Source organism: Chryseobacterium sp. G0201 (genome assembly GCF_003815655.1).
Classification (GTDB): domain Bacteria; phylum Bacteroidota; class Bacteroidia; order Flavobacteriales; family Weeksellaceae; genus Chryseobacterium.
Genome location: NZ_CP033917.1, coordinates 4,597,475 through 4,619,159 on the forward strand (window position 1 = coordinate 4,597,475; position 21,685 = coordinate 4,619,159).

The following is a 21,685-nucleotide window of genomic DNA, read 5'->3' on the forward strand; positions in this document are numbered from 1 at the left end:
AAGATGATTTTTTCTAAAAAACCTCATTTTAAAAGTCCATAATTTTCCGTAAAAATACCTGAAAATTTTTATCTTTTTCAATCTAACTTAGTGATTGCTAATAACCAACTTAAAAAAACTCAACATGTCTGAATTATTAAAACAAATAATAAGCAATTCAATCGTGATTGCTTTATTTACATCAGCTATTGCCTATTTTTTTCACAAAAGAACAGAAAGACAGAACGCAGTTCTCAAAAGAGAATTTGAACAATTGTCAAGTAAAGATAATTCCCATTTTGAATGGAGAAAAAATACCGTAGAATTATTAGGACAAGTTTATATTCATTTGAATCGATTGGGACTTGGTTTTCAAAATAAATATTCCAAAATTCCTGAATATGATCCTTATTATGAAGATGAAATTATTTTTAAATCTAACCAGCACATCAGAAATCTGTTAATTAATAACGGGCATTTTTTACCTCCGGAATTATTGGATGAAGCATCAAAACTGATTGAACATTTTGATGTTTGGCTTACAAAATACAATCAAACAAGATCAATTGATAAAGACACAAAAACAAAACAGATCTATGTGGGACCGGACGGTTTTCGTTTTCCTGAAAATGCAGAAAGGCTTTTTAAAGAAAAATATGTTGAAATGTTTAACGATCTGCACAAGTAAATTTTAAGCCAAAATTCAATTTAAAATTAAAATCATGGCAAACTAATTGCAATCTATGAAAGCAAAAATCAGCGTATGCCAGAAGGCCCAACAATACTATTAATGAAAGAAGATCTGCGAAAATTTGCAGGTAAAAAAGTTATAGATGTATTCGGAGATGCTAACTTCGAAAAGGAACCTTTGAAAGGTGAAATTTTAAGAGAAATCAAGACTTTTGGGAAACAAACCTATCTTGTTTTTGACGAATTTGCGATTAGAATTCATTTATTGATGTTCGGTTCTTATATTGTTGATGAGCATCTGCAATCTGAGAAAAATTTACGTTTAGGATTGAAATTTAAAACCGGCGGAATGTATTTTTATACCTGCAACGTAAAATTGGTTGATCTCGAATTTTTATCAAAAATTGATTGGGAAGCAGATGTTATGAGCGATGATTGGAATATTAAAAAAGCTGAAGAAAAATTAGAATCAAATCCTAAAATTATGGTTTGTGACACTTTGATGGATCAGGATATTTTCTCAGGCGTCGGAAATATTATTAAGAATGAAGTTTTATTTAGAATTGGAGTTCAGCCCGAAAGTTTAGTTGGAAATTTACCTCCGAAAAAAGTAAAAGAATTGATTGCTGAAGCCAGAAATTACAGTTTTGATTTCCTGAAATGGAAAAGTCAATCTGTCCTTAAAAAACATTGGCAGGTTTACAGCAAAAATACATGCCCGATTTGCGGACAGAAGCTCATCAATAAAAATACAGGCCTTGGAAAAAGAAGCAGTTTTTACTGTGAAAAAGATCAAAAATTATACTAGAAAAAATATGAAATTATTTTACCTACCCGTTCTATTTATCTCGCTATTTTCCTGTCAGAAGTATGAGACAGAAAAAAACTGCTTCGAGGGTGAAAAAGAAAAAAGCACTAAATATAAAGAGTTCAAGATCGACAGTCCGGAAGAAATCATAAAAGCCAATCCGGATCATGTAAAATTTATCACTAATAAAGATATAAAAAGCTATCAGGACGAATTTAATGATGAACGAAATATAGCATTAGATGATGAAAATTCATGGAAAAAGAAATTTGAAAAATATAAAACAAAATACAGCAGTCTCATAAAAAATTTCGGTGAACAGTTTAATTATATAAACATTCAGGAAAAAAATAATATTATTTACGGAATTGGAGAAAATCAATTCGGATACTGGTTTCTTGAGGTGAAAAATAATATTTCAAGCGCTTATTATTTAGGATTAAGCAAGTTTACCCATTTTAATGATAAACAGCCTGAAAATTTCATTAAAAACAATAAACTTTTCGCTTACGGAAGCTTCATAAGGATCAGTGAAAGCTGGGGTTATCCTTTTGGTCCGCCTATTGAAGCGGTAAAAGATCAACTTACTTTTGAAATCGATCTAAATACTGTTAGAAAAGACAGTGATAATGACCGTTTCAATGATTTGTTTGAAAAATTAATTTTACTGAATCCAAATTCTGCAGATACCGACAATGATGGAATTCAGGATTTTACAGACGTTAATCCTCTCTACAAATCTGAGAAATCAAAGTTTACAGATCTGTATTCTCAGGTCATTGATGATGAATATCAAAGCTATAATTTTTCTAAGAATAATTACTCTTTTACAGGATATTTTTCAGACTGTGATTACTTTCAAAAAATGAATCCCGCAAATGTAAAAGTGCTCATTTATCCTGAAAAAGAAAGATACAACTTAAAATCTGACTATAAATTAAACATGTTTCCAGAATATTTTGGGAAAATTAAAAAAGATAAAAACGTGAATAAATTTTACATCAATTACGGAAGCGGTGCAGGTGGCGGATTTATTGAAGTTGATTTTAAAAAAGGGAAATGGGTTTTAATAAAAAAATCAACATATGTTATTTAATTAATTTTCCAAATTTAGAGATCCGCCGGAATATCTTGTGAAAAAAGCTGATTTATAAACCTCTCCCAACGGAATTTCGGCATCATTAATGTAAACATTGTGATTATCAAACGAGTCTATAAAATTGATATTGACAACATAAGATTTGCTTACTCTCAAGAAAATATCTTCAGAAATTTTCTGGTGAATCGTCTTTAAATTCATTGCTGTGATCAGCTTTTGAGTTTGAGTATGTATAACTACGTAATCCTTTAACCCTTCAATAAATTTAATCTCGGAAAAATTGATTTTATAATATCTTCGATCTGCTTTAATGAATAAAAAATCCGCCGTATTGGATTCTACAGTATTTTTTAAGGTATCTCTGGATAAAAGTTCTTTATATAAAACTGCTTTTCCAATGGCTTTTTCTAACCTTTGTTTATCTATAGGTTTAAGCAAATAATCAACCGCTTCCAGTTCGTAACTTTTCAAAGCATATTGAGAATACGCAGTTGTGAAAATTATCAAAGTCTGTTTTGGAAGAATTTCTGCAAACTCCAATCCTGTCACCAAAGGCATTTCTATATCGAGAAAAATAAGGTCAACTTCGTTGGTTTTTAAAAATTCGATAGCGGCGGGTGCATTTGAGAATTTCCCGAGAATTTCAAGTTGAGAAACTTCATGGATCTGCGACTGCATTTCTGCTCTTGCCAATGGCTCATCATCAATTATAATACAATTCATACGGGAATTATTAGATTTACGGTATATTCTTTATCAGTAGAAATTATTTCTAAGTTATATTGATTCTGATATAAAAGTTCAAGTCTTCTCTTGATATTGGCTAATCCCAATCCTCCATAATTTTTATCTGAAATAGAATAATTTGGATTTTGAGAATTGGTACAAATAAAATACAACTTCTTGTTTGCTACTTTAATTTTGATCTTCACATAAGAATCTTTATCATCAATTTCAACACTGTGCTTCACTGCATTTTCCACAAAAGTTGTAAATAAATTCGGAGGAATAAATGTGCTGTTGAGAATCCTTTTATCCGTTTCGCTATTAATCTCTACAGAAAAATTTTCTCTTCTAATTTTTTCAAGGTTAAGGAAATTGGATAAAAAATCGATTTCGGAGGTTAATAATGTCTTTTCCTCGCTATTTTCATACAATTGATATCTTAAAAATTCTGATAGTTTAATGATAACGGTTGATGCTTTTTCAGGATCGGTTCTTATCAATGCTTTTACATTATTAAGCATATTAAAAAGAAAATGAGGATTGATCTGATTTCTAAGCTCATTCAGTTCCATATTTAAGGTTAGATTGCTGAGCTCGATAATTTTCTCGTTATCTTTTATCCATTTTTGGAGCAATTTTACCGTAGTTGTCACCAAAATAATTGGAATACACATCATTACGCCTTCATAAAGCCCTCCTCTTTTTGGGTTATATTCTTCAATTCTATATACTTCAAAATTAGTCATGATCACTGAAATAAAATTTAGTCCAGCGATACCTAATGCTACTAACAATATGAAATACAGCACATATCGAGTTTTAAAGAAAAATATGGGAACCAATACATACATATTAATATAAGCCATGATCAGTAATGAAATATAAACAATACCTAAAACATAATATTGGCTAATTCCTGAATACATCTGCCAAAATGTAGCAAAATATAAAAGAGCAAGAAAAAGTATCATAAATACAAAATGCCGCCAAAACCGATAACGATCTTTCACAAGAAAATCTATAACAGGCGTATCATTAAGCGCACCGGATTTGTATCTCATATTAGTTTAACCATTTTACTCTAAACAAAAATAACTAATAACGAAAACAAACTGCATAATATTATACCAACCTGCCATTTTATTATACAAAATTTCTACGCCTCGGATTTGGTATAAAATGTAAAGGCTTTGGTATAAAATCCCGAATTCTGAACTGTATTCTCTATTCCTTTGCTCCTGTATAATTTATTCGCTTATGGAATTAACCGTTTTTCAGGAACTCACAGAACAAATTACATTAGAATGTTTTTTTATGACAGATTCTCAAAAAGAAGAAAAAGTAATTCAGTTTATTGACCTTCATCATTTTATAGAATGTTATCATTCGGAAATAAAAATTATTAATTACATCCATCATCCTATTAATATTATAGAGGAAAATGGCATTAAAAAAGGAATTTTATTTTACGATCTGAAGCATTCTTCAATATTCGATCTCAATGCCTGTAAATCCTTTAAAAGACAATGGCAATTACAGGAAATATGGTTTGTTTTTGTGGAAGAGGAAATGAATATCAACACCCGTATTTACACAGATTTCATCATCGAAAACAGCATTGAAATATTTTATGACAAAATATTCTTGTTCAACTTCTTTCAATCAACAATAAAAAAAATAAAATAATAATGAATACTTTTAGAAAAGTACTGGTTCCGCTAGCCTTTTTTCCCTTCAAAAATATTGTTTCTGCTCAAAAAAGAGACAGTATCCCACAAAAAGTGATCGCTTTTGTTACCGATAAATTTCCACAAGCCCGTGATCTGAATATTGAATATACTCAGGTTACACCTTATAATTATTCTTCAGCATTTCAGGGAGCCGATTTGCCAGATAATAAGGTTAAAAATTTCAGTCAGATCAACGCGAATGCTAATATTTATTTCATTAAAAACAGAAAATGGATGTTGAGCACGGCTTTAAATTATCGCTATACCTCGATTGAAACCGAAAATGCCAACTCTTTATTTTCCAATGAGAGTAGCAATAGCAATAAAGGAGATTTTCATTATCATTCGGAAGCTTTAAATTTCACTTATTTTTCAAAATTATTCAATAAAATTGCCGTTTATTCTGCAACAGCTTCGGTAGATGGGAGTGATCAGCATTTTGAAAGAGTCCGCGGAATGGTGACGGGAAATATTATCTTAAAAGCCAACGCCAAAACGAAAATGACTTTAGGTTTAGCCGTTATTATCGATCCGAGTACGCAAGTTCCGGTACTTCCTATCTTTACGTATGAGCACAAATTTGACAACGGTTGGGTCGCGGATATTATTTTACCTCAAAAGCTTTTGGTAAGAAAAGATATCTTTTCAAACGGGCGTATTTCTTTAGGCTCAGAAATGAGTAATACGTCATTTTACCTTTATCAGGCGAATAAAACATATGAATTCAGGCAATTGGCAATTAATTCCGGAGTAATTTATAAGCATAATTTAGGCTCAAATTTTATAGGAACCCTGAAAACAGGCATACGAGCAGTCCCAAATGCCAGAATATTTGACAAAGAAGAATCTTTCAAAGACTATATTTTTGAAGCTAAACCCAAACCTTCCTTTTATTTCAATGTTGGAGTTTCTTATAATCCTTTTGGAAAGCCAAGGAAAAAATAATTTTAATTTTTTAATGTTATCAAAGATTTTTCGAGTTAATAAAAATTAAAAACTTAATTCATTTTTCAAAGGAATATTTAAATTTGTTTTACTATTCAATTTTAAATAACACATCTACCAATGATCAGCATTACCGATTTAATTGAAAATTTCTCAGATTTCGATTCGGACAAAAACCTTCAACCATGGGAAATTATTGATGATCTGGAGATAATTTTAAATGAAAAATTTAATCATTTGGATGATGATTTTATAATTTCAGGAGAAACTGCCATTCATAAAACCGCTGTTGTTGAGCAGAATGTAATTTTTAAAGGAAAAATCATTATTGGTAGAAATTCTTTCGTTGGTGCTAATGCTTATTTAAGAGGTCCGATTTATGTTGCAGAAAATGTGAAAATCGGACCTGGAAGTGAGATCAAACAAAGCATTATTTTTAATGATACAGCCGTCGCCCACTTTAATTATATAGGAAACAGCATCATCGGAAGCAGTATCAATTTTGAAGCGGGATCTATCTGCGCCAATCATTATAATGAAAGAAAAGATAAAACGATCTCGGTACTTTTTAATTCTGAAATCATTAAAACAAATACTCTGAAATTTGGTGCATTAGTGGGTGATCATTCAAGAATTGGAGCTAATGCCGTTCTATCACCCGGAACAATTTTACCAAAAGAAAGCATTGTAAAAAGACTGGAATTGATTGAGCAGTTGAAAGAGGAAAGTTAAACTTAAACATCTAATAATTCAATTTACAATAAGATATATTCAACGTGTATTTTGTCATTCCGGAGGAATCCAAATAATCCTATCTATGAAAAAGTTATGTTTAGATTCCTCCGGAATGACAAACTTTATGGAGAAAAGTTGAATTATTAAAAACTATTTTGATGAATAAATTTAATGCGTTCCCATTTTTGAGAAAATATTAATGATAATTACTCCAATTACGATCAATGCAATACCGATGATAGCAGGAAGGTCAGGAACCTGTTTAAAAGCTACAATACCAATGATCGTAATAAATATAATCCCAACACCCGACCAGATTGCATACGTGATCCCAACCGGTATTTGACGAAGTGTAAGACTTAAAAAATAAAACGCTACCGAATATCCTATTACTGTAATTATTGAAGGTATCAATTTTGAAAATTCCTCGGATTTTTTCAGAAAAGTTGTCGCAATAATTTCAAAAACAATTGCTAAAATAAGATAGATATAACTGCGTCCCATAATTTTTTAAACTTGATCTACAAAAGTAGCAAAAATTGACAGTTATTTTTTTCGGCATAATTGTCACTGTCATTTTATGCATAAAAACTGACAAAAAATCAGGTATAAAATTCACACTCTTTAGAATAAATAATAAGTTTTCTTAATATGAAAGTTCTTTTCAGGTAAAAAAATCATGCATTTAAACTTCAATTAGGATAATATTATGCACACCATTTCTTTTGTTTTGTATTATCAACTCTTAAATACAAAACACAAAATAATTATCAGATCAATAAAAATTTACGAATAAGACAATAAATATAGGTAAAAATCTTTTATAATATATTAAATTAATGTAAACAAATATATCTTAAAAGTTAAGAATAAACACACCTAACTAACTGATAAACATCATCATTATTTCTTTTGGCATATAATTTGAAAGTAGTAATATTGCAATTGAAAAATAAGCAATAAAACCCTAATTAATTATAAATAAAACAAAAAATGGTAACTTACATCGGAATCGCAACATGTTTAGTAGTATTCGCTTCTTATTTTGTAACAGCAAGAAGAGAAGAGAAAAACTAATTAAAGTTTTCTAAAGAGATATAGCCTATAGAAAACTTTTACAGATTGTATTGTTTATGTTTTTGATCTAAACTATCAGGTCGTCCGCTCTTTTACTCTACGTGAGTAAAAGGGCAAGAAAAACATAAAACAAAAGATCTATTTCAACGCAACAAAATTTTAATTATATTTTTTTAGTCAAGCTGAACGTAATGTTCGGCTTTTCTTTTTCCCACAAATGAAAGTTTTATCTTTGCAAAGAATTTATATAGAAAATCATCTGATATCATGAATCTGTACGACCTTATTATTCAGGACAAAGAAGCAGTAACACTTAATGACGTATTTCTTGATCAAAACAATAAGCAACAATTTGTACAGCTTATCAAAGAACATACTTACCTCAAAGAACTGCAGGAATACGGACTTCCAGTGAACAATAAGATTCTTCTTCAGGGAAGTTCAGGATGTGGAAAAACCATGACTGCAAAAGCGATTGCCAATGCTTTGGGTAAAAATATTATTATTCTTAATTTAAGCAATATCGTTTCGTCCCGAATTGGGGAAACTTCACAGAACATCAAAATGATTTTCGATAAAGCTTCCAGAGAAAGATCGGTTCTTTTCCTCGATGAACTCGACCAAATCGGCAAAGCGAGAGGTAGCGACGACAAAGATGTAGGCGAAATGAGAAGACTGGTGAACACCTTGATCCAGTTGATTGATTATTATCCCGAAAATGCTCTTTTACTGTGCGCTACAAATCATCCTGAGATCATTGATACTGCTTTGATCAGACGTTTTCAATTAAAGATTAATTATGAAATGCCTTCTAAAGAGTTTTTGGATGGTTTTTATGATAATTTGTTGTCGAAATTTCCGGAAGATTTGAGGAATATTGATAGGAAATATGAGGTTTCTTTTGCGGAGGCGAAAGATTATGCTTTTACGGTGGTGAAAGGGAAATTGATTGAGAGGTTGGAAAATAAAGAGCAAGTTATAAAAAATTAAAAATATGTTTCCATTTGTCTATAAATTTAAAAGAACAATAACTACAGACAAAACGCCAAAGAATGTTATTGATTCTATACGAGATTCTTTAATGGAAAAAAAAGTTCAAAATATTCTTTACACCGACAAAACTGTTTATTTTAATGAAGGCTTTCTTAGAGCTAGATCTAACTACGATTATTTAGCCATGATTGATAAAGGAGAATTCATTTATGATGAAGAGAGCAAAGTTTTGACTTACAAAGTCAAATTATGGTAATTAAATATAATTGCTATAGTTTTGGGAACTTTCACATTTATTTATTTTGATGGATTTTTTGGTAAATCATTTCCTTTTCTGGGTTTAATGATAAATCACTTGTTCTCTTATTTTGGGAGTCAAGGTTTAATTAATGAAATATCTCATAAACTTAATTATCTATGAAAATTATTTCTATTTTAATATTATTGATAGTCTCAATTTCCTGTTCTCAAAAATATACCGGAGAAGTACATTTAAAAAACTGCAAAGTCAATCATCCTCTTCATGATGAAGAAAAAGAAAGGAAAATTAATTATGAAGCAATTCCAAATCAATGGGAATATGAGTCTGCATTGCGAAAATTAGCCCTTTGTGTGATAAATATCTTCAAAAAAAGATGAAGATATTAAAGAAAAAATCATTGAAATCTATAAATATAAATTTGAATATTATAATAGGGTGAATCATTCAAAAAAGTAAATTTTGACTCTATTTTGGTAAACAGAAAAGAAGTTTTTAATCCTGAATTTTATTAATTAAAATTTCGCAACTAGTTACATCATTTTTAATAATTAAATTAACGAAATTCAGAATACTATTGTTTTTCAATTTATCCTGAAAAATTTCGTACTACTTCCCTAATATACTTTACAAAATAATATTACTTTGTATTATTCCAAGAATTACATACACTTTTGCATCAACCCTAATACGGTATAACAAACTAAATATCAAATCAGTAGGCATAATTATTGATCATTAAGTATACAAATACACACCTGATGAAAAAATTACCTATGTACAACTCATTCATAGTAGTTACATTCTTATTGTCCTGTAGCCAAAAAGTAAGTCCTCCCTCGACCAGTGAGAGTAAATCAACCCTCATGGCAACTGTTTTAATAACATGCCTTGTAATGGCTCTTACATTTATATTATCATATACGATAAGAAGAATAAATAGAAAAAAGTAAAACAAAAACCACCCGCTTAGAATCTAAACGGGTGGTTTCATATGTGTTAATTAATCTATTACATATAAGCTTCAATAGGCTCACAAGTACAAACCAAGTTTCTATCTCCGTAAGCTTCATCAACTCTTGAAACAGAAGCGAAGAATTTGTGGTCTCTCACCCACTCTAGCGGATATGCTGCTTTTTCTCTACTGTATGGTTTATCCCAAGAATCAGAGATTACGATTTGCTCTGTGTGAGGAGCGTTTTTCAATACGTTGTTGGTAGCATCAGCTTCTCCGTTGGCAATCTCATCAATTTCATGTTTGATAGCGATTAACGCCTCTGCAAAACGGTCGATTTCAGACTTGCTTTCAGATTCTGTAGGCTCAATCATCAATGTTCCTGCAACCGGGAAAGAAACTGTTGGAGCGTGGAAACCATAATCCATCAACCTTTTCGCAACATCAGCCACTTCAATTCCTAATGATTTGAACTGACGGAAATCTACGATACACTCGTGTGCTACTCTACCTTCAGTATTTGAATATAAAATAGGGAAATGTTCCGCTAAAATTTCTTTTAAATAGTTAGCATTCAAGATCGCGTGCTCAGTTGCTTTTTTCAAGCCTGAAGTTCCTAACATTTTGATATAAGCGTAAGAAATATTCAAGATCAAACCAGAACCGTAAGGCGCTGCAGAAATCCCTTCAATAGCTTCTTTAGAACCAATTCTGATGTTTGCATTGGTAGGCAAGAAAGGAACCAAGTGTTTAGCCACACAGATCGGACCAACTCCGGGACCTCCACCTCCGTGAGGAATTGCGAAAGTTTTGTGAAGATTTAAGTGACAAACGTCTGCTCCGATGTTTCCAGGACTTGTGAATCCTACCTGAGCGTTCATGTTGGCACCGTCCATATATACTTGTCCGCCATGTTGGTGGATCAAGCTTGTAATTTCTTTAATGTTTGCGTCAAAGAATCCGTAAGTTGACGGATACGTAATCATTACACAAGATAAATTCTCAGAATGCTGTTCTGTTTTAGCTTTTAAGTCTTCAAAATCAATTTCTCCGCTTTCAAGATTCTTAACAACAACGATTTTCATACCAGCCATTGCTGCAGAAGCCGGGTTTGTACCGTGTGCAGACTGAGGAATCAATACTACATTTCTGTGACCTTCGCCTCTTGAAATGTGATATTCTCTGATCACCATTAATCCTGCATATTCTCCCTGAGCTCCAGAGTTTGGCTGAAGAGAAGTTCCTGCGAAACCGGTGATTTCAGAAAGATCTTTTTCTAATTCTTTAATCATTTCCTGATATCCTCCTGCTTGGTCAACCGGTACAAATGGGTGAACAGCTCCCCAGTTATCCCAAGAAAGTGGTAACATTTGAGTTGCAGCGTTCAGTTTCATTGTACAAGAACCCAGAGAAATCATTGAATGCGTTAATGATAAATCTTTTCTTTCCAAACGTTTGATGTAACGCATCAATTCCGTTTCTGTATGGTATTTGTTGAATACTTCTTCCGTAAGAATTTCGTCTTTTCTTAAATTCTCTTCAGGAATGCTGTATCCTTCTTTTATTTCTAATTTGAAAGTCTGCTTATCTTTAAACTGAGCGAAAGAAGCCATCAGAACATTTAATTTATCCAATGTCGTACTTTCGTTGATCGCAATACTTACAACGCCTTCTGTGAAATAGTTTAAGTTAAGTCTGTGATCAAGCATCATTCTCATTAACCTTCCTTTTTCATCTTCGCTTAATAAGATTTTTACAGTGTCAAAGATAGGCTCTTCAACTGCTTCATATCCTAAAGCTTTAAGACCGTTTTTCAAAGCATTTGCTTTAAAGTGGATTTGATCAGCGATATAATTTAATCCTTTTGGACCGTGATAAACAGCGTACATTCCAGCCATTACAGCCAAAAGAACCTGAGCAGTACATATATTTGAAGTTGCTCTTTCTCTCTTGATATGCTGTTCTCTTGTTTGTAAAGCCATTCTCAATGCACGTTTTCCGTATGCATCCTGAGAAACCCCGATGATTCTTCCCGGAATATCTCTTTTATAATCTTCCTTACAAGAGAAAAATGCTGCGTGAGGCCCTCCGTAACCCAATGGAATACCAAATCTCTGTGAAGTTCCAACCGCACAGTCAGCTCCCATTGAAGCAGGTGATTTTAGTTTAACCAAAGCCATCGGATCACAGGCAACAACTACTTGAAGATCCAATTTTTTATATTCAACGATGTTTTCTGTGTAGTCTAAAACAACTCCGTTTTTACCTGGGTATTGTAATAAAACTCCATAATACGATTCGTCAAACTGGTGCGTTTTGTGGTCACCTTCAACGATCTCGATTGCTAAACCTTCAGCTTTAGTTTTTAAAACAGAAACTGTTTGAGGTAAAACAAGGTCAGAAACGAAGAATTTGTTTGCGTTTGCTTTTTTCTGATCTTTCGTTCTGTTGTTGAAGAACATGTGCATTGCCTCTGCAGCAGCGGTAGATTCATCCAACAATGATGCATTTGCCAAAGCAAAACCTGTAAGATCACATACAACAGTTTGGTAGTTAAGCAAAGCTTCCAGTCTTCCCTGTGCGATCTCCGCCTGGTAAGGTGTGTAGGCTGTGTACCAGCTCGGGTTTTCAAAAATATTTCTTTGAATAGCCGATGGCAACAATGTATTGTGATATCCGAAACCGATGTAACTTGTATAATCAGTATTCTTCGATGCCAATTCCTTAGAATGGATAAGCATCTCGTATTCTGAAAGCGGTTCTGAGATTTCAAGATCTTTTTCTAAACGGATAGAAGAAGGGATGGTTTGAGAAATTAACTCTTCGATACTTGAAACGCCAACTCTTTCCAACATCGCCTCTTTATCGGCTTCATTTAAGGAAATGTGACGGCTCACAAACTGTTCTGTATTCATTTTTTATATTAGATTTTGTTTGTAAAAAGATGGGTAAAATTACAATTTTTTACATGATTGCACAACACTATAAAATTATTGAAATAGCAAAGAATAATTCGTATCGTTTTTAAAATTAATGACTTTCGGATATTTTTTTGATTAAAATTCAATTTAGTTTTCATCTATCATTCTTATGGAATTTATTTTAAATTATTAATAATTCAATATTAATTTTTTAAATCAGTTATTAATCTCTAAAAAATATTTACTTGCTATTTTATTAATTGATAGATATTTTAAACAATACTCTTTAAAAATTAATTTCGTAGTTTCGTTTTCAATCAATTAAAACATTACTAATCAAATAAATACAAAATAAAAAAGCAACAGTTAATTAGATTAAAATTATTTTAAACAAACCAAAAAGAAGCGAAAAATTTATTATAAAAACATTAACCAACAAAAACCAATCAAACATGAAAAAATAAAACAACTTTTAAACACAAAAGAATGAAAAAAACAACAAAAAGGCTTATGGTCTCATTGAGTATTACCTTACTATTCAACATCAAAACTCATGCGCAGATCACACTTACAAAAAGTAAAGCTGAAGATCAAAACGAATGGGAATTGTATCTTAAAGGCTTTGTGCAGACAGATTTTACCGTAGATTTTCAGGATATGAAATCGATAGAAGGTTTTGCGGCGCAGTCTATCACAGTTCCGCAACGGAATATCGCGAGCAGTAACTTTAGTGTAAAACAATCACAGATCGGACTGGGAATTAAACAAAAAAATCCCAAAGGCGACGATAATTTTTCTGCTTATGTAGAAATTGACCTTTATGGCCCCAACGGAACAACTGCTCCAAGGTTCAGACAAGGTTATATAAAATGGCAAAAATGGACTGCCGGACAAACTTGGAGTAACTTTTCTGATCCGGAAATTTTTCCTAATATTTTTGATTTTATTGGGCCTGACGGATTATTATTCAACAGAAGAATGCAGGTTCGCTACGCTACCAAAATTTCGGCAAAAGAAAATTTATCCTTTTCATTGGAAGATCCGAATACGCCCAGCATTTCTCTTCCAAATGATTCCTTAAACTGGAAAAAAAGAGCTGTCATTCCCACTTTTACGGCAATGTATCGTTATGGTAACGAAAAAAACTACATAAAAATGGGAGCGCTTATATCTCCTATAAGTTATGACATGAGGTATTCTGTGGATGACGTTTATCAAACTAAAACAATGATCGGTTGGGGTGCGATGATATCGGCAAGACGTTATATTAATGATATGAACAGTTTCAGATTTCAAACTTCTTATGGAAAAGGATATGCAACCAACAATAGTGACTTGAATGGTGAAAAATATGATGCAGTTCCCAATCCTGCCAATAGAAATTTATTAGAGACTCTCCCACTTTTTAATGTGGTAGGAATGTATGAACACTGGTGGAATCCGCAATGGTCTTCCGTAGCTTTTATAAGCTATTCGAGCGTTGGCGATAAAGATTTTGTTCAAAAAGATATGGCAAAGAATTTTCAGAATATTGGACTGAATGTGGCTTTTCAACCCTTTAAGAAATTAAAAATGGGAGTTGAAGGAAACTATGGAAGAGTAAGAAATTTTAATGATCAACAGGCTCACGCATGGAGATTGCAGGCATCAACAGCACTAAGTTTTTAGTGCTGTTTCAACTTCTAAAAACAGTTTAACCTATTAAAAATCAAGTTTAAAAGAATTTATGAAAATTTATTATCTATATTTATTCTAAATTAATATATTTGCATCATGAATATGATTGTCCCCTTCAAAGTACCGGCTTTGACTCCCGTTTTTTCTGTTAATACTGAAGAAATGTATTGTGGCGATAAGAAATCTTGCTGCAAAAAATTTAAGAAAGGAAAAAGATGCAAAAAATGTCCTGGAAGAAAGAAAATGGCTTAGTTAGTAAAACTTTTTATTAAAAAATAGATGGCAATCGCCAATACTATTATCGCCCCGATTATTTTTATAATTTTGGGCTGACCATGTGGATTTGCAACTGTTCTCGGTTGTGATTTGAATAGGTCTTCTGCTTTGTCTCTGAATTTTTCCGCATCATTTTCAAAAACTTCTGTGATCGTTATTCCCTGAACTACGGTTTTATGTAAAAGTGAATTGGTTACATGAAGCAAAAGCTGAAATTTCCCGTCTTTGAATTCAGTTATCTTAAAAATCCTTTCTCCATACGGTTTTTCTAATCCAAAAGGAAGTATCTTAACGACATCAGCATTGCTTGTCTGCCAATTGATAATAATCTCTTCTCCTTTTTTCGCATGAATTTTATTTGCCGTAAAGGTCTTGATCGCAGGTGGAATATTATATCTGAAGCTCTTCTGATGGCTTTCTAAATTCTGGTCATACGCATATCTTCTACTTTTATCACTCAATGTTTCGTAAGCTTCCTGAATTTCGCGAAAACGATCCGAAAAGAAATCGTCATTATCATTTTTATCCGGGTGATATTTTATGGAGAGTTTTCTATACACTTTTTTGATGTCTTCTTCTGAAGCATCTTGTGAAATACCGAGAAAATAGTAGTAATCTTTCATGTATAGCTATGCAAAAATAAGGAATTTGTCATTGCGAGCAAAGCGAAGCAATCTCTTTTTAACGCAAAGTTCGCAAGGCTTTTTGCAATGATTGTGGATATTTTTCGTTCGCAAAGGCGTTTGACTACGTCGAATCTTCGATTTCACTCAATGAAGGTTGGAAACTTACATTGGTGGCTTCGAGAACCTCAGCCACCAAGTGGAAGGGTAAAGTTATGATGTTACAATATGGGCGATTGAGAAAAGTTCTGGAAAACTTGTGGCTGAGGTTCTCGAAGCTACCAATTTTTTTGACTAATATTTGTATTGACGACTATCACCCTAGCCCCGATTGCAGCATTTGTTTGAGCTCATTTTGTAGGTTTCGGCGGCGGCTTTGCCGCCGCCGAAACCTACAAAATAGCAAGTGCGGAAAGCGGGAAATGGCTTCTAAAAATATAATCAATGAGTAATTGGTAATAAGTAATAGAGATTCTTCCTTCGTCAGAATGACAATTATTATATTTAAAGTTTTGAGATTGCTTTACTTCTACACGCTTAGCACAGGCTCACTTCGCTCCTCGCAATGACGCAAAAAAATTCCGGTTCGGGAAGCAAAGCTTCCCCGAACCGGAATTAAACAATTTCAATTTAGTTACTTTCTATTATTATGCTTCCGCAATGTCTTCTTTTCTTTCAAATCTTCTGTGGTGGCATCTTGAAGCGAATTCTTTTTTGAATTTTCCCTTCAATTCCTGATATTGCTCTTCGTCCATTTCTCTGATTTTGTCTGCAAGACCGAATGGAGATCTTTCTTTGATTCCGTATTCGTTAAAAATACCTTTTACAAATCTTTTTCTTTCGATTGCTTTTTTAGCGATTATTGCAATGCCAGCTACGGCTAATGCTCCCAGAGCACCTTTTAATACTAAATTTTTCATTTTTTCAAAATTTTAAATTTTACTACTTCTTGTTTTTTATATAGACGAATGAATTCTAATTTTACTTTACTACTTCTAAAATTTTTATTATTCGTTTGTTCTGTTATTTCGGTTAAAAAATCCTCCTGAACATCTGTCTTTCCAGACTTCTTTGAATTTTTCTCTTTCTTCAGGAGATAAGCTCATCATTCTTTCTCGCATCATTTTTTTCTCTTTAAAATCTCTCATTCCTTTTCCAAAATGGAAACCTCCGAAAAGAATTTTACTTAAGATCAAAATTCCCATTGCCTGCCAATAAGTAATCGATTTCACTCCTAAAATATCCGGAAGCAGACAATTCCAAAGGGACATGACGATCCATGTAACTCCCAGTAAGATTAATGGCGGACATAAGAATAAAAAAATCCAGCCTTTTTTGTGTTTATTATGATTCATAACTTTCTTTTTACTAACTATTTAAATCTTCGTATAATTTTCTCAGTCTGTTTCTTAAATGCTTCACAGCATAATTTTTTCGACTGATAATGGTCTTTATATTTTCGCCTTGTTCATCGGCTATTTCCTGGAGGGTTCTGTCGTTGAGTTCATTTTCTACATAAACCAATCTTTGTTTTTCGGGAAGCTCATCCAATGCTTCAAACAATTTTTTCCAAATCTCATCCTGAAACATTTTCACTTCCGGTCCGGCACTTTCATCCAGCAAAAGAATATCTTTTATTGAAAAGCTTCCATCCTCATCTTCGTAAACAAAATCTTCAAGATTTTCGGTTTTCTTTTTACGGTATTTGTCGGTTATTTTATTGGCCGTCACTCTGTATAGCCATCCACCAACATTTACAATTTCAGAAAGATTGGTAATGCTACTGAACTGATACCAAACCTCTTGCAAAATATCTTCCGCATCTTCCGTGTTTTTCACTTTAGGTCGAATATAAGACATCAGCTTTCCTCCGTACTTTGAAACGGTTTGTGAGATGATGCTTTCTTTCTCTTTTTGCGGCATTGTTATTTTTTCGACAACCTCCATATTGCTATGACGATTGATCTTTTTGTTTTACTTTAATAAATTTAAAATATTTTTCCGGAAATTCTGTTTTTCTTTTGTTGATCGAGGTTTTAATTATTTTTATTTTGTCACTTTTAAATTATAATCAACGCTCTGTTTGTCATCCTGAAAGGATCTATACAAAGTTTTATATTGCGTTTTTGAGATCCTTTCAGTATGACAAACTTTGTGGTAACTGTTAAAGGTTGAAATAAACGACAAACCCATAGCCCCGATTGCAGCGACATCCTTTTGTGTAGCGAAGCGGAACAAAAGATATAGCGGAAAGCGGGAAATAGCTTCTAAAAATATAGATAATTGATAGTGAGTAAATTATTTGAGATTGCTTCGTCACTCCGCTCCTCGCAATGACAAGACAAAACAAAAAAACGGAAAGCAAAAATACTTCCCGTTCAATTAATTATAAAATTTGAATATCTTATTTATTAAAATTTTCAGCAAAGAAGCCTAACATCGATTTATACAATTCAATCCTGTTTTTTTCTTTTCCGAATCCGTGACCTTCATCGTATTTTACCATGTAAGGAACTTCAAAGCCTTTGTTTCTTAATGCTTTTACAATCTGATCAGATTCATTGATATTTACTCTTGGGTCATTTGCTCCCTGAACCACAAATAATGGCTTTTTAATCTTATCAATCTGAAATACCGGCGAAACTTCTTTGGCAATTTTCGCTTCTTCAGGATTATCAAGATCATACCATATTTGCTTTACCATTTCTTTATATGGCTTCCAATATTCTGGGAAAGAGTCGAAGAATGTGAAAATGTTTGAAACACCGACATAATCAACTCCACAAGAATATAACTCCGGAGTTTTGATTAATCCCATTAAAGTAGCATAACCACCGTGACTTCCACCGTAAATCGCCACTTTATCTTTATCAACCCAACCTTGTTCGATGGCATATTTTACACCATCTTCCACATCATCCATTGCTTTTCTACCAATCTGCTTGTATCCGGAATTCTGAAATTCCTTACCATATCCTCCCGAAATTCTAAAATTAACCTGCAAAGTGGCATATCCTCGACTTGCAAACAATTGCGTCTCAGGATTGAAGCCCCAGTTATCTCTGATTCCTTGCGGGCCACCGTGAGGATTTACAATCAAGGGAACTTTTTTGCCATCCACAGCAGCTTTTGGTAATGTGATATAACCGTGAATTGTCAATCCGTCTCTGCTTTTGAATTCAATAGGTCTCATTTCTGCCATATCCTCTTCTTTTAACTGAGGCATAAGGTCTAGAAGAAGCTTTACATCCTTCGTTTTGGTATCGTATTCATAGTATTTTCCATATAATTTATCACTGTCAACCACCACTAAAAGTTTAGAATCATTATCATCAGAAGAAACTACGTAAAATTGTTTGTCTCCAAATTCTGATTTTAATTTAGCATTAACTTCTTTATAAAATTTGCTTACAGGAATGGTTTCATTTTTAATCCCATTGTAGCTGATATAATCAAGTTCGTAATTTCTATTTTTTCCAGCTACGCTTACTGAATTTACATCAAATGTAGGATTAGAATAAACTTCTTTAATAACAGCATTTTTCTTTAAATCATACAGAACAATTCTCGATTTATCACTATCCAGATTCGTTACAACATACGCCTCATCTTTGTTCTTCGAATTGTCATTAAATCTCATGATGCTGAATGTATCTTTCCAGTCTGTTGATTTAAGAAGATTAAATTTACCCGTTTGCAAATCTTTATAATAAGTTTTCGTCGTTAAACCGTTTTCTAGTACGGTATACCCTCTTAAATTTCCTTCTTTATCAAAAAGATAATCGTCAATAGGGTTTTTAGGATCTTTATTCTCAAATAATTGAGTCATTTCCCCGGTTACGAAATTGATTTTAAATGGTTCAAAGATCTGCTTGTTATTTTTGTTCATCGTAACGACAGCGAAATCCGTGTCTTTTATAATGGTTGCAGAACCAATTTTCACTCCTTCAAAAGGGGTAAGGTCTTTAAGATTTTTACCATCTGCGTCTGCAGCATACAAATGAAGGTTTTCATTTCCGCCCTTATCCTGAGTGTAAAACAGTCTTTTTTTATTTAACCAGCCATAACTTTTAATCAAGTCATCTTTTTCTTCAAGAGCTCTGGTAATTTTTCCTGTTTTTAAGTCTTTTACATAAACATGATTTTTCATGTCTTTATCTTTTTCCTTATAAGAAAGGTATTGTCCGTCCGGCGAAAGTTTAAATTGAGAAGCCTTTGGCCTTGCAAAATAATCTTCAACTTTATATTTAAAATTCCCTTTATCATAAGAGATAAGTTTGTCTAAAGTAGCCTTGGAAGAGACTAATGTAGGATCACCCGGCAGCTTTGCTGTGGTACTTTGTGCATTGATCATAATAGCTGATATTACAATGTGAGCAGTGGTTAAAATTTTAGAATTGAGATTCATATTATATTTGGTTTGGTTCGGAATTATTATTTTTCATTAAATAAATGTATATCTATTAGACACTTAAATAGTAGAAAATGTTACAAAATCCTGCTCATCTTTTGAAATTTAATAAAAAAAGCGGAAAGAAATACTCTCCGCTTCAATTTTATGATATTTTTTCAATTCAAATAAATTCCGAAATACCAAGTCCATGCGATCAAAATAATCTGCATTGGAATTCTTTCTTTATAAAGATAACTCATCCCGGGACCGCTGTAATCTCCTTTAAAAAGATTGACTTTTTTCTGTGATGAATTAATATTCGCCAGAAAAACCAAAACAAAGAAAACTATCAACAAAATAGCAGTAGTTTCACGAATTGACGGCATCATCAATCCAATTCCGGCAGCTATTTCAATAATTCCGGTAAAATATACCCAAAACCTTTTGGCAGGAATAAAATCCGGAATCATCAACGACATTCCTTTTTGGAATTTAAAATGGGCAAAACCCGTGAAAATAATGAAAACTGCCATTCCCAGATTTCCTGAAAATAAAAAGTTCCAATCGCCTTGATAGAGTTTTGTTCCTATTAAGGCTAAAATGAATGTTGCAAAGAGAATTGTTAATAATTTCATATTTTTTTATTTCTCGCAGATTAAGCAAATTTTGCAGATAATTGTGTTCAAATTTTAGAATCAGTTTTAAAATTACAATAAAAATCTGCGGGATCAGCCGGATCTACGAGAGAAAACTATTTAACTCATAACTAATTACCTTCAGCAAGATTTTTTACAATTTCCAGACCTTTTATAAAGCCTGTATTCATATGTTCTTCCCAGTTTTTCTCGACCTGAACTTCTGTATGAAGTTTTGTTTTGCCGTCAAAATCTATTAAAATATATTTTTCAAAACAACCGCTCCATTGCTTGACTTCCATGCTTTCGGTATCTTCTACTCCATCTTTGCCGACCATTCCTAAATGTTTAAAAATAATTTGATTAGGCTCATCTAAACTATCGATTGTAGAAACCATTCCTTCATTGTTCATGTCCAGGAAATAGGTTTTCCCGCCTACTTTCCAATCAGATTTCATTTGAGATTGAGAAGCAGGATTAAAAAATTGCGTCCATTGACCATAAGTTTCCGGACTCCAAAGAACGTCCCAAATCTTTTGTTTCGGGGCATTGATTACTGTTTCGTATGATAATGTTTCCATATTTTTATTTTTTGTGATTTGATTTTGACTAAACACTAATAACACAAATTTTTAAGCACGAATAACACAAATCAAAGCATTGAATTATTTGTGCTATTTGTGAAAATCATTAGTGTAGTTTGTGTTTAAACCTAAAGTTGGTTCTCTGAAAGATTTTTCACAATTCCCAATGCTTTTGGAAATTTTTCTTCAAAAAACTCTTTGAATTCGGCAGGAGTTTGAATTTCTCCTTTCAATTTTGTTCCGTCTTCGTTTTCTTCTAAAATGTAGGATTCTGTGGCTTCTCCCCAATCTTGTGGACTTTCTACACCATCGTAAATTTCGCCAAGATGTAAGAACTTCATTTCTTTATGAGGAATGTTTTTTTCAACCTGACTATACATTCCGTTGTTATTGGGATCAAAAAACTTCACGATACTTCCTTCTTCTAAAGTTCCCTGATAGAAAGAACCTTCGGTAAACGCCGTCGTCCATTGTCTATAAGTTATCTCACCCCAAAGTACGTCCCATACTTTCTCGGGTGATGCATTTATTTCAATTTCATATGATAAAGTTTCCATATTTTTAATTTAAGTGGTTTTAA

The 21,685-nt window shown here is 32.5% G+C and carries 22 protein-coding genes; 10 read left to right on the forward strand and 12 right to left on the reverse strand.

Annotated elements, in window-relative coordinates; translation table 11 throughout:
- The first annotated feature begins 124 nt into the window (after positions 1-124).
- The 3 genes from EG348_RS20615 (at position 125) to EG348_RS20625 (ending at position 2,573) form a co-directional block, all read left to right on the forward strand.
- On the forward strand, positions 125-667 hold the full coding sequence (locus tag EG348_RS20615; protein ID WP_123984805.1) for a hypothetical protein: 543 nt from the start codon (positions 125-127) through the stop codon (positions 665-667).
- Positions 668-742: 75 nt separating this feature from the next.
- Positions 743-1,477 (forward strand): DNA-formamidopyrimidine glycosylase family protein, encoded by a 735-nt coding sequence (locus EG348_RS20620; RefSeq protein ID WP_123984806.1) that lies wholly within the window; start codon positions 743-745, stop codon positions 1,475-1,477.
- Between the two features lie 7 nt (positions 1,478-1,484).
- Entirely contained in the window at positions 1,485-2,573 is a 1,089-nt protein-coding gene (locus tag EG348_RS20625; RefSeq protein WP_123984807.1) for a hypothetical protein, read from the forward strand.
- Here the strand turns inward: EG348_RS20625 and EG348_RS20630 are convergent, their stop codons facing one another.
- Positions 2,574-3,299 (reverse strand): LytR/AlgR family response regulator transcription factor, encoded by a 726-nt coding sequence (locus EG348_RS20630; RefSeq protein ID WP_123984808.1) that lies wholly within the window; start codon positions 3,297-3,299, stop codon positions 2,574-2,576.
- On the reverse strand, positions 3,296-4,363 hold the full coding sequence (locus tag EG348_RS20635; protein ID WP_123984809.1) for a sensor histidine kinase: 1,068 nt from the start codon (positions 4,361-4,363) through the stop codon (positions 3,296-3,298). The genes EG348_RS20630 and EG348_RS20635 overlap by 4 nt, the downstream gene beginning before the upstream one ends.
- A gap of 196 nt (positions 4,364-4,559) precedes the next feature.
- On the opposite strand from EG348_RS20635, the gene EG348_RS20640 reads away from it, so the two are divergent.
- The 3 genes from EG348_RS20640 (at position 4,560) to EG348_RS20650 (ending at position 6,709) form a co-directional block, all read left to right on the forward strand.
- A complete protein-coding gene (locus tag EG348_RS20640) occupies positions 4,560-4,988 on the forward strand; it encodes a hypothetical protein (protein ID WP_123984810.1) in 429 nt (142 codons plus the stop codon).
- Positions 4,989-4,990: 2 nt separating this feature from the next.
- The gene (locus tag EG348_RS20645) at positions 4,991-5,977 is read left to right on the forward strand and encodes a DUF6268 family outer membrane beta-barrel protein (RefSeq protein ID WP_123984811.1); all 987 of its coding nucleotides are present in this window, start codon (positions 4,991-4,993) and stop codon (positions 5,975-5,977) included.
- Between the two features lie 120 nt (positions 5,978-6,097).
- Positions 6,098-6,709, forward strand: a complete 612-nt coding sequence (locus EG348_RS20650) for a DapH/DapD/GlmU-related protein (RefSeq protein ID WP_123984812.1) — start codon at positions 6,098-6,100, stop codon at positions 6,707-6,709.
- A gap of 171 nt (positions 6,710-6,880) precedes the next feature.
- Here the strand turns inward: EG348_RS20650 and EG348_RS20655 are convergent, their stop codons facing one another.
- Entirely contained in the window at positions 6,881-7,216 is a 336-nt protein-coding gene (locus EG348_RS20655) for a DMT family transporter (protein ID WP_123984813.1), read from the reverse strand.
- Positions 7,217-8,056: 840 nt separating this feature from the next.
- On the opposite strand from EG348_RS20655, the gene EG348_RS20660 reads away from it, so the two are divergent.
- The 3 genes from EG348_RS20660 (at position 8,057) to EG348_RS20670 (ending at position 9,421) form a co-directional block, all read left to right on the forward strand.
- On the forward strand, positions 8,057-8,779 hold the full coding sequence (locus EG348_RS20660; RefSeq protein ID WP_123984814.1) for an AAA family ATPase: 723 nt from the start codon (positions 8,057-8,059) through the stop codon (positions 8,777-8,779).
- 4 nt (positions 8,780-8,783) lie between these two features.
- A complete protein-coding gene (locus EG348_RS20665) occupies positions 8,784-9,038 on the forward strand; it encodes a hypothetical protein (protein ID WP_123984815.1) in 255 nt (84 codons plus the stop codon).
- 161 nt (positions 9,039-9,199) lie between these two features.
- On the forward strand, positions 9,200-9,421 hold the full coding sequence (locus EG348_RS20670; RefSeq protein ID WP_123984816.1) for a hypothetical protein: 222 nt from the start codon (positions 9,200-9,202) through the stop codon (positions 9,419-9,421).
- A 631-nt stretch (positions 9,422-10,052) separates the two neighbouring features.
- On the opposite strand, the gene gcvP is transcribed toward EG348_RS20670, so the two are convergent.
- The gene (gene gcvP / locus EG348_RS20675) at positions 10,053-12,911 is read right to left on the reverse strand and encodes an aminomethyl-transferring glycine dehydrogenase (RefSeq protein ID WP_123984817.1); all 2,859 of its coding nucleotides are present in this window, start codon (positions 12,909-12,911) and stop codon (positions 10,053-10,055) included.
- Between the two features lie 492 nt (positions 12,912-13,403).
- On the opposite strand from gcvP, the gene EG348_RS20680 reads away from it, so the two are divergent.
- Positions 13,404-14,585: a DcaP family trimeric outer membrane transporter gene (locus EG348_RS20680; RefSeq protein WP_123984818.1), complete on the forward strand. Its 1,182-nt coding sequence runs from the start codon at positions 13,404-13,406 to the stop codon at positions 14,583-14,585.
- A 257-nt stretch (positions 14,586-14,842) separates the two neighbouring features.
- On the opposite strand, the gene EG348_RS20685 is transcribed toward EG348_RS20680, so the two are convergent.
- From EG348_RS20685 to EG348_RS20720, 8 genes are all read right to left on the reverse strand, one after another.
- Positions 14,843-15,493 (reverse strand): DnaJ domain-containing protein, encoded by a 651-nt coding sequence (locus tag EG348_RS20685; protein WP_123984819.1) that lies wholly within the window; start codon positions 15,491-15,493, stop codon positions 14,843-14,845.
- Between the two features lie 647 nt (positions 15,494-16,140).
- Entirely contained in the window at positions 16,141-16,413 is a 273-nt protein-coding gene (locus EG348_RS20690) for a hypothetical protein (RefSeq protein ID WP_123984820.1), read from the reverse strand.
- An 87-nt stretch (positions 16,414-16,500) separates the two neighbouring features.
- On the reverse strand, positions 16,501-16,848 hold the full coding sequence (locus tag EG348_RS20695) for a hypothetical protein (RefSeq protein ID WP_066757441.1): 348 nt from the start codon (positions 16,846-16,848) through the stop codon (positions 16,501-16,503).
- Positions 16,849-16,861: 13 nt separating this feature from the next.
- Positions 16,862-17,416, reverse strand: a complete 555-nt coding sequence (locus EG348_RS20700) for an RNA polymerase sigma factor (RefSeq protein ID WP_228414806.1) — start codon at positions 17,414-17,416, stop codon at positions 16,862-16,864.
- A 481-nt stretch (positions 17,417-17,897) separates the two neighbouring features.
- Complete coding sequence (locus EG348_RS20705; RefSeq protein WP_123984822.1) at positions 17,898-19,901, reverse strand: alpha/beta hydrolase family protein; 2,004 nt, start codon at positions 19,899-19,901, stop codon at positions 17,898-17,900.
- A gap of 161 nt (positions 19,902-20,062) precedes the next feature.
- Positions 20,063-20,521 (reverse strand): hypothetical protein, encoded by a 459-nt coding sequence (locus EG348_RS20710; protein WP_123984823.1) that lies wholly within the window; start codon positions 20,519-20,521, stop codon positions 20,063-20,065.
- Between the two features lie 131 nt (positions 20,522-20,652).
- Positions 20,653-21,102, reverse strand: coding sequence for an SRPBCC family protein (locus EG348_RS20715; RefSeq protein WP_123984824.1), 450 nt, complete (start codon positions 21,100-21,102; stop codon positions 20,653-20,655).
- A 131-nt stretch (positions 21,103-21,233) separates the two neighbouring features.
- A complete protein-coding gene (locus EG348_RS20720) occupies positions 21,234-21,662 on the reverse strand; it encodes an SRPBCC domain-containing protein (RefSeq protein ID WP_123984825.1) in 429 nt (142 codons plus the stop codon).
- Positions 21,663-21,685 lie beyond the last annotated feature (23 nt).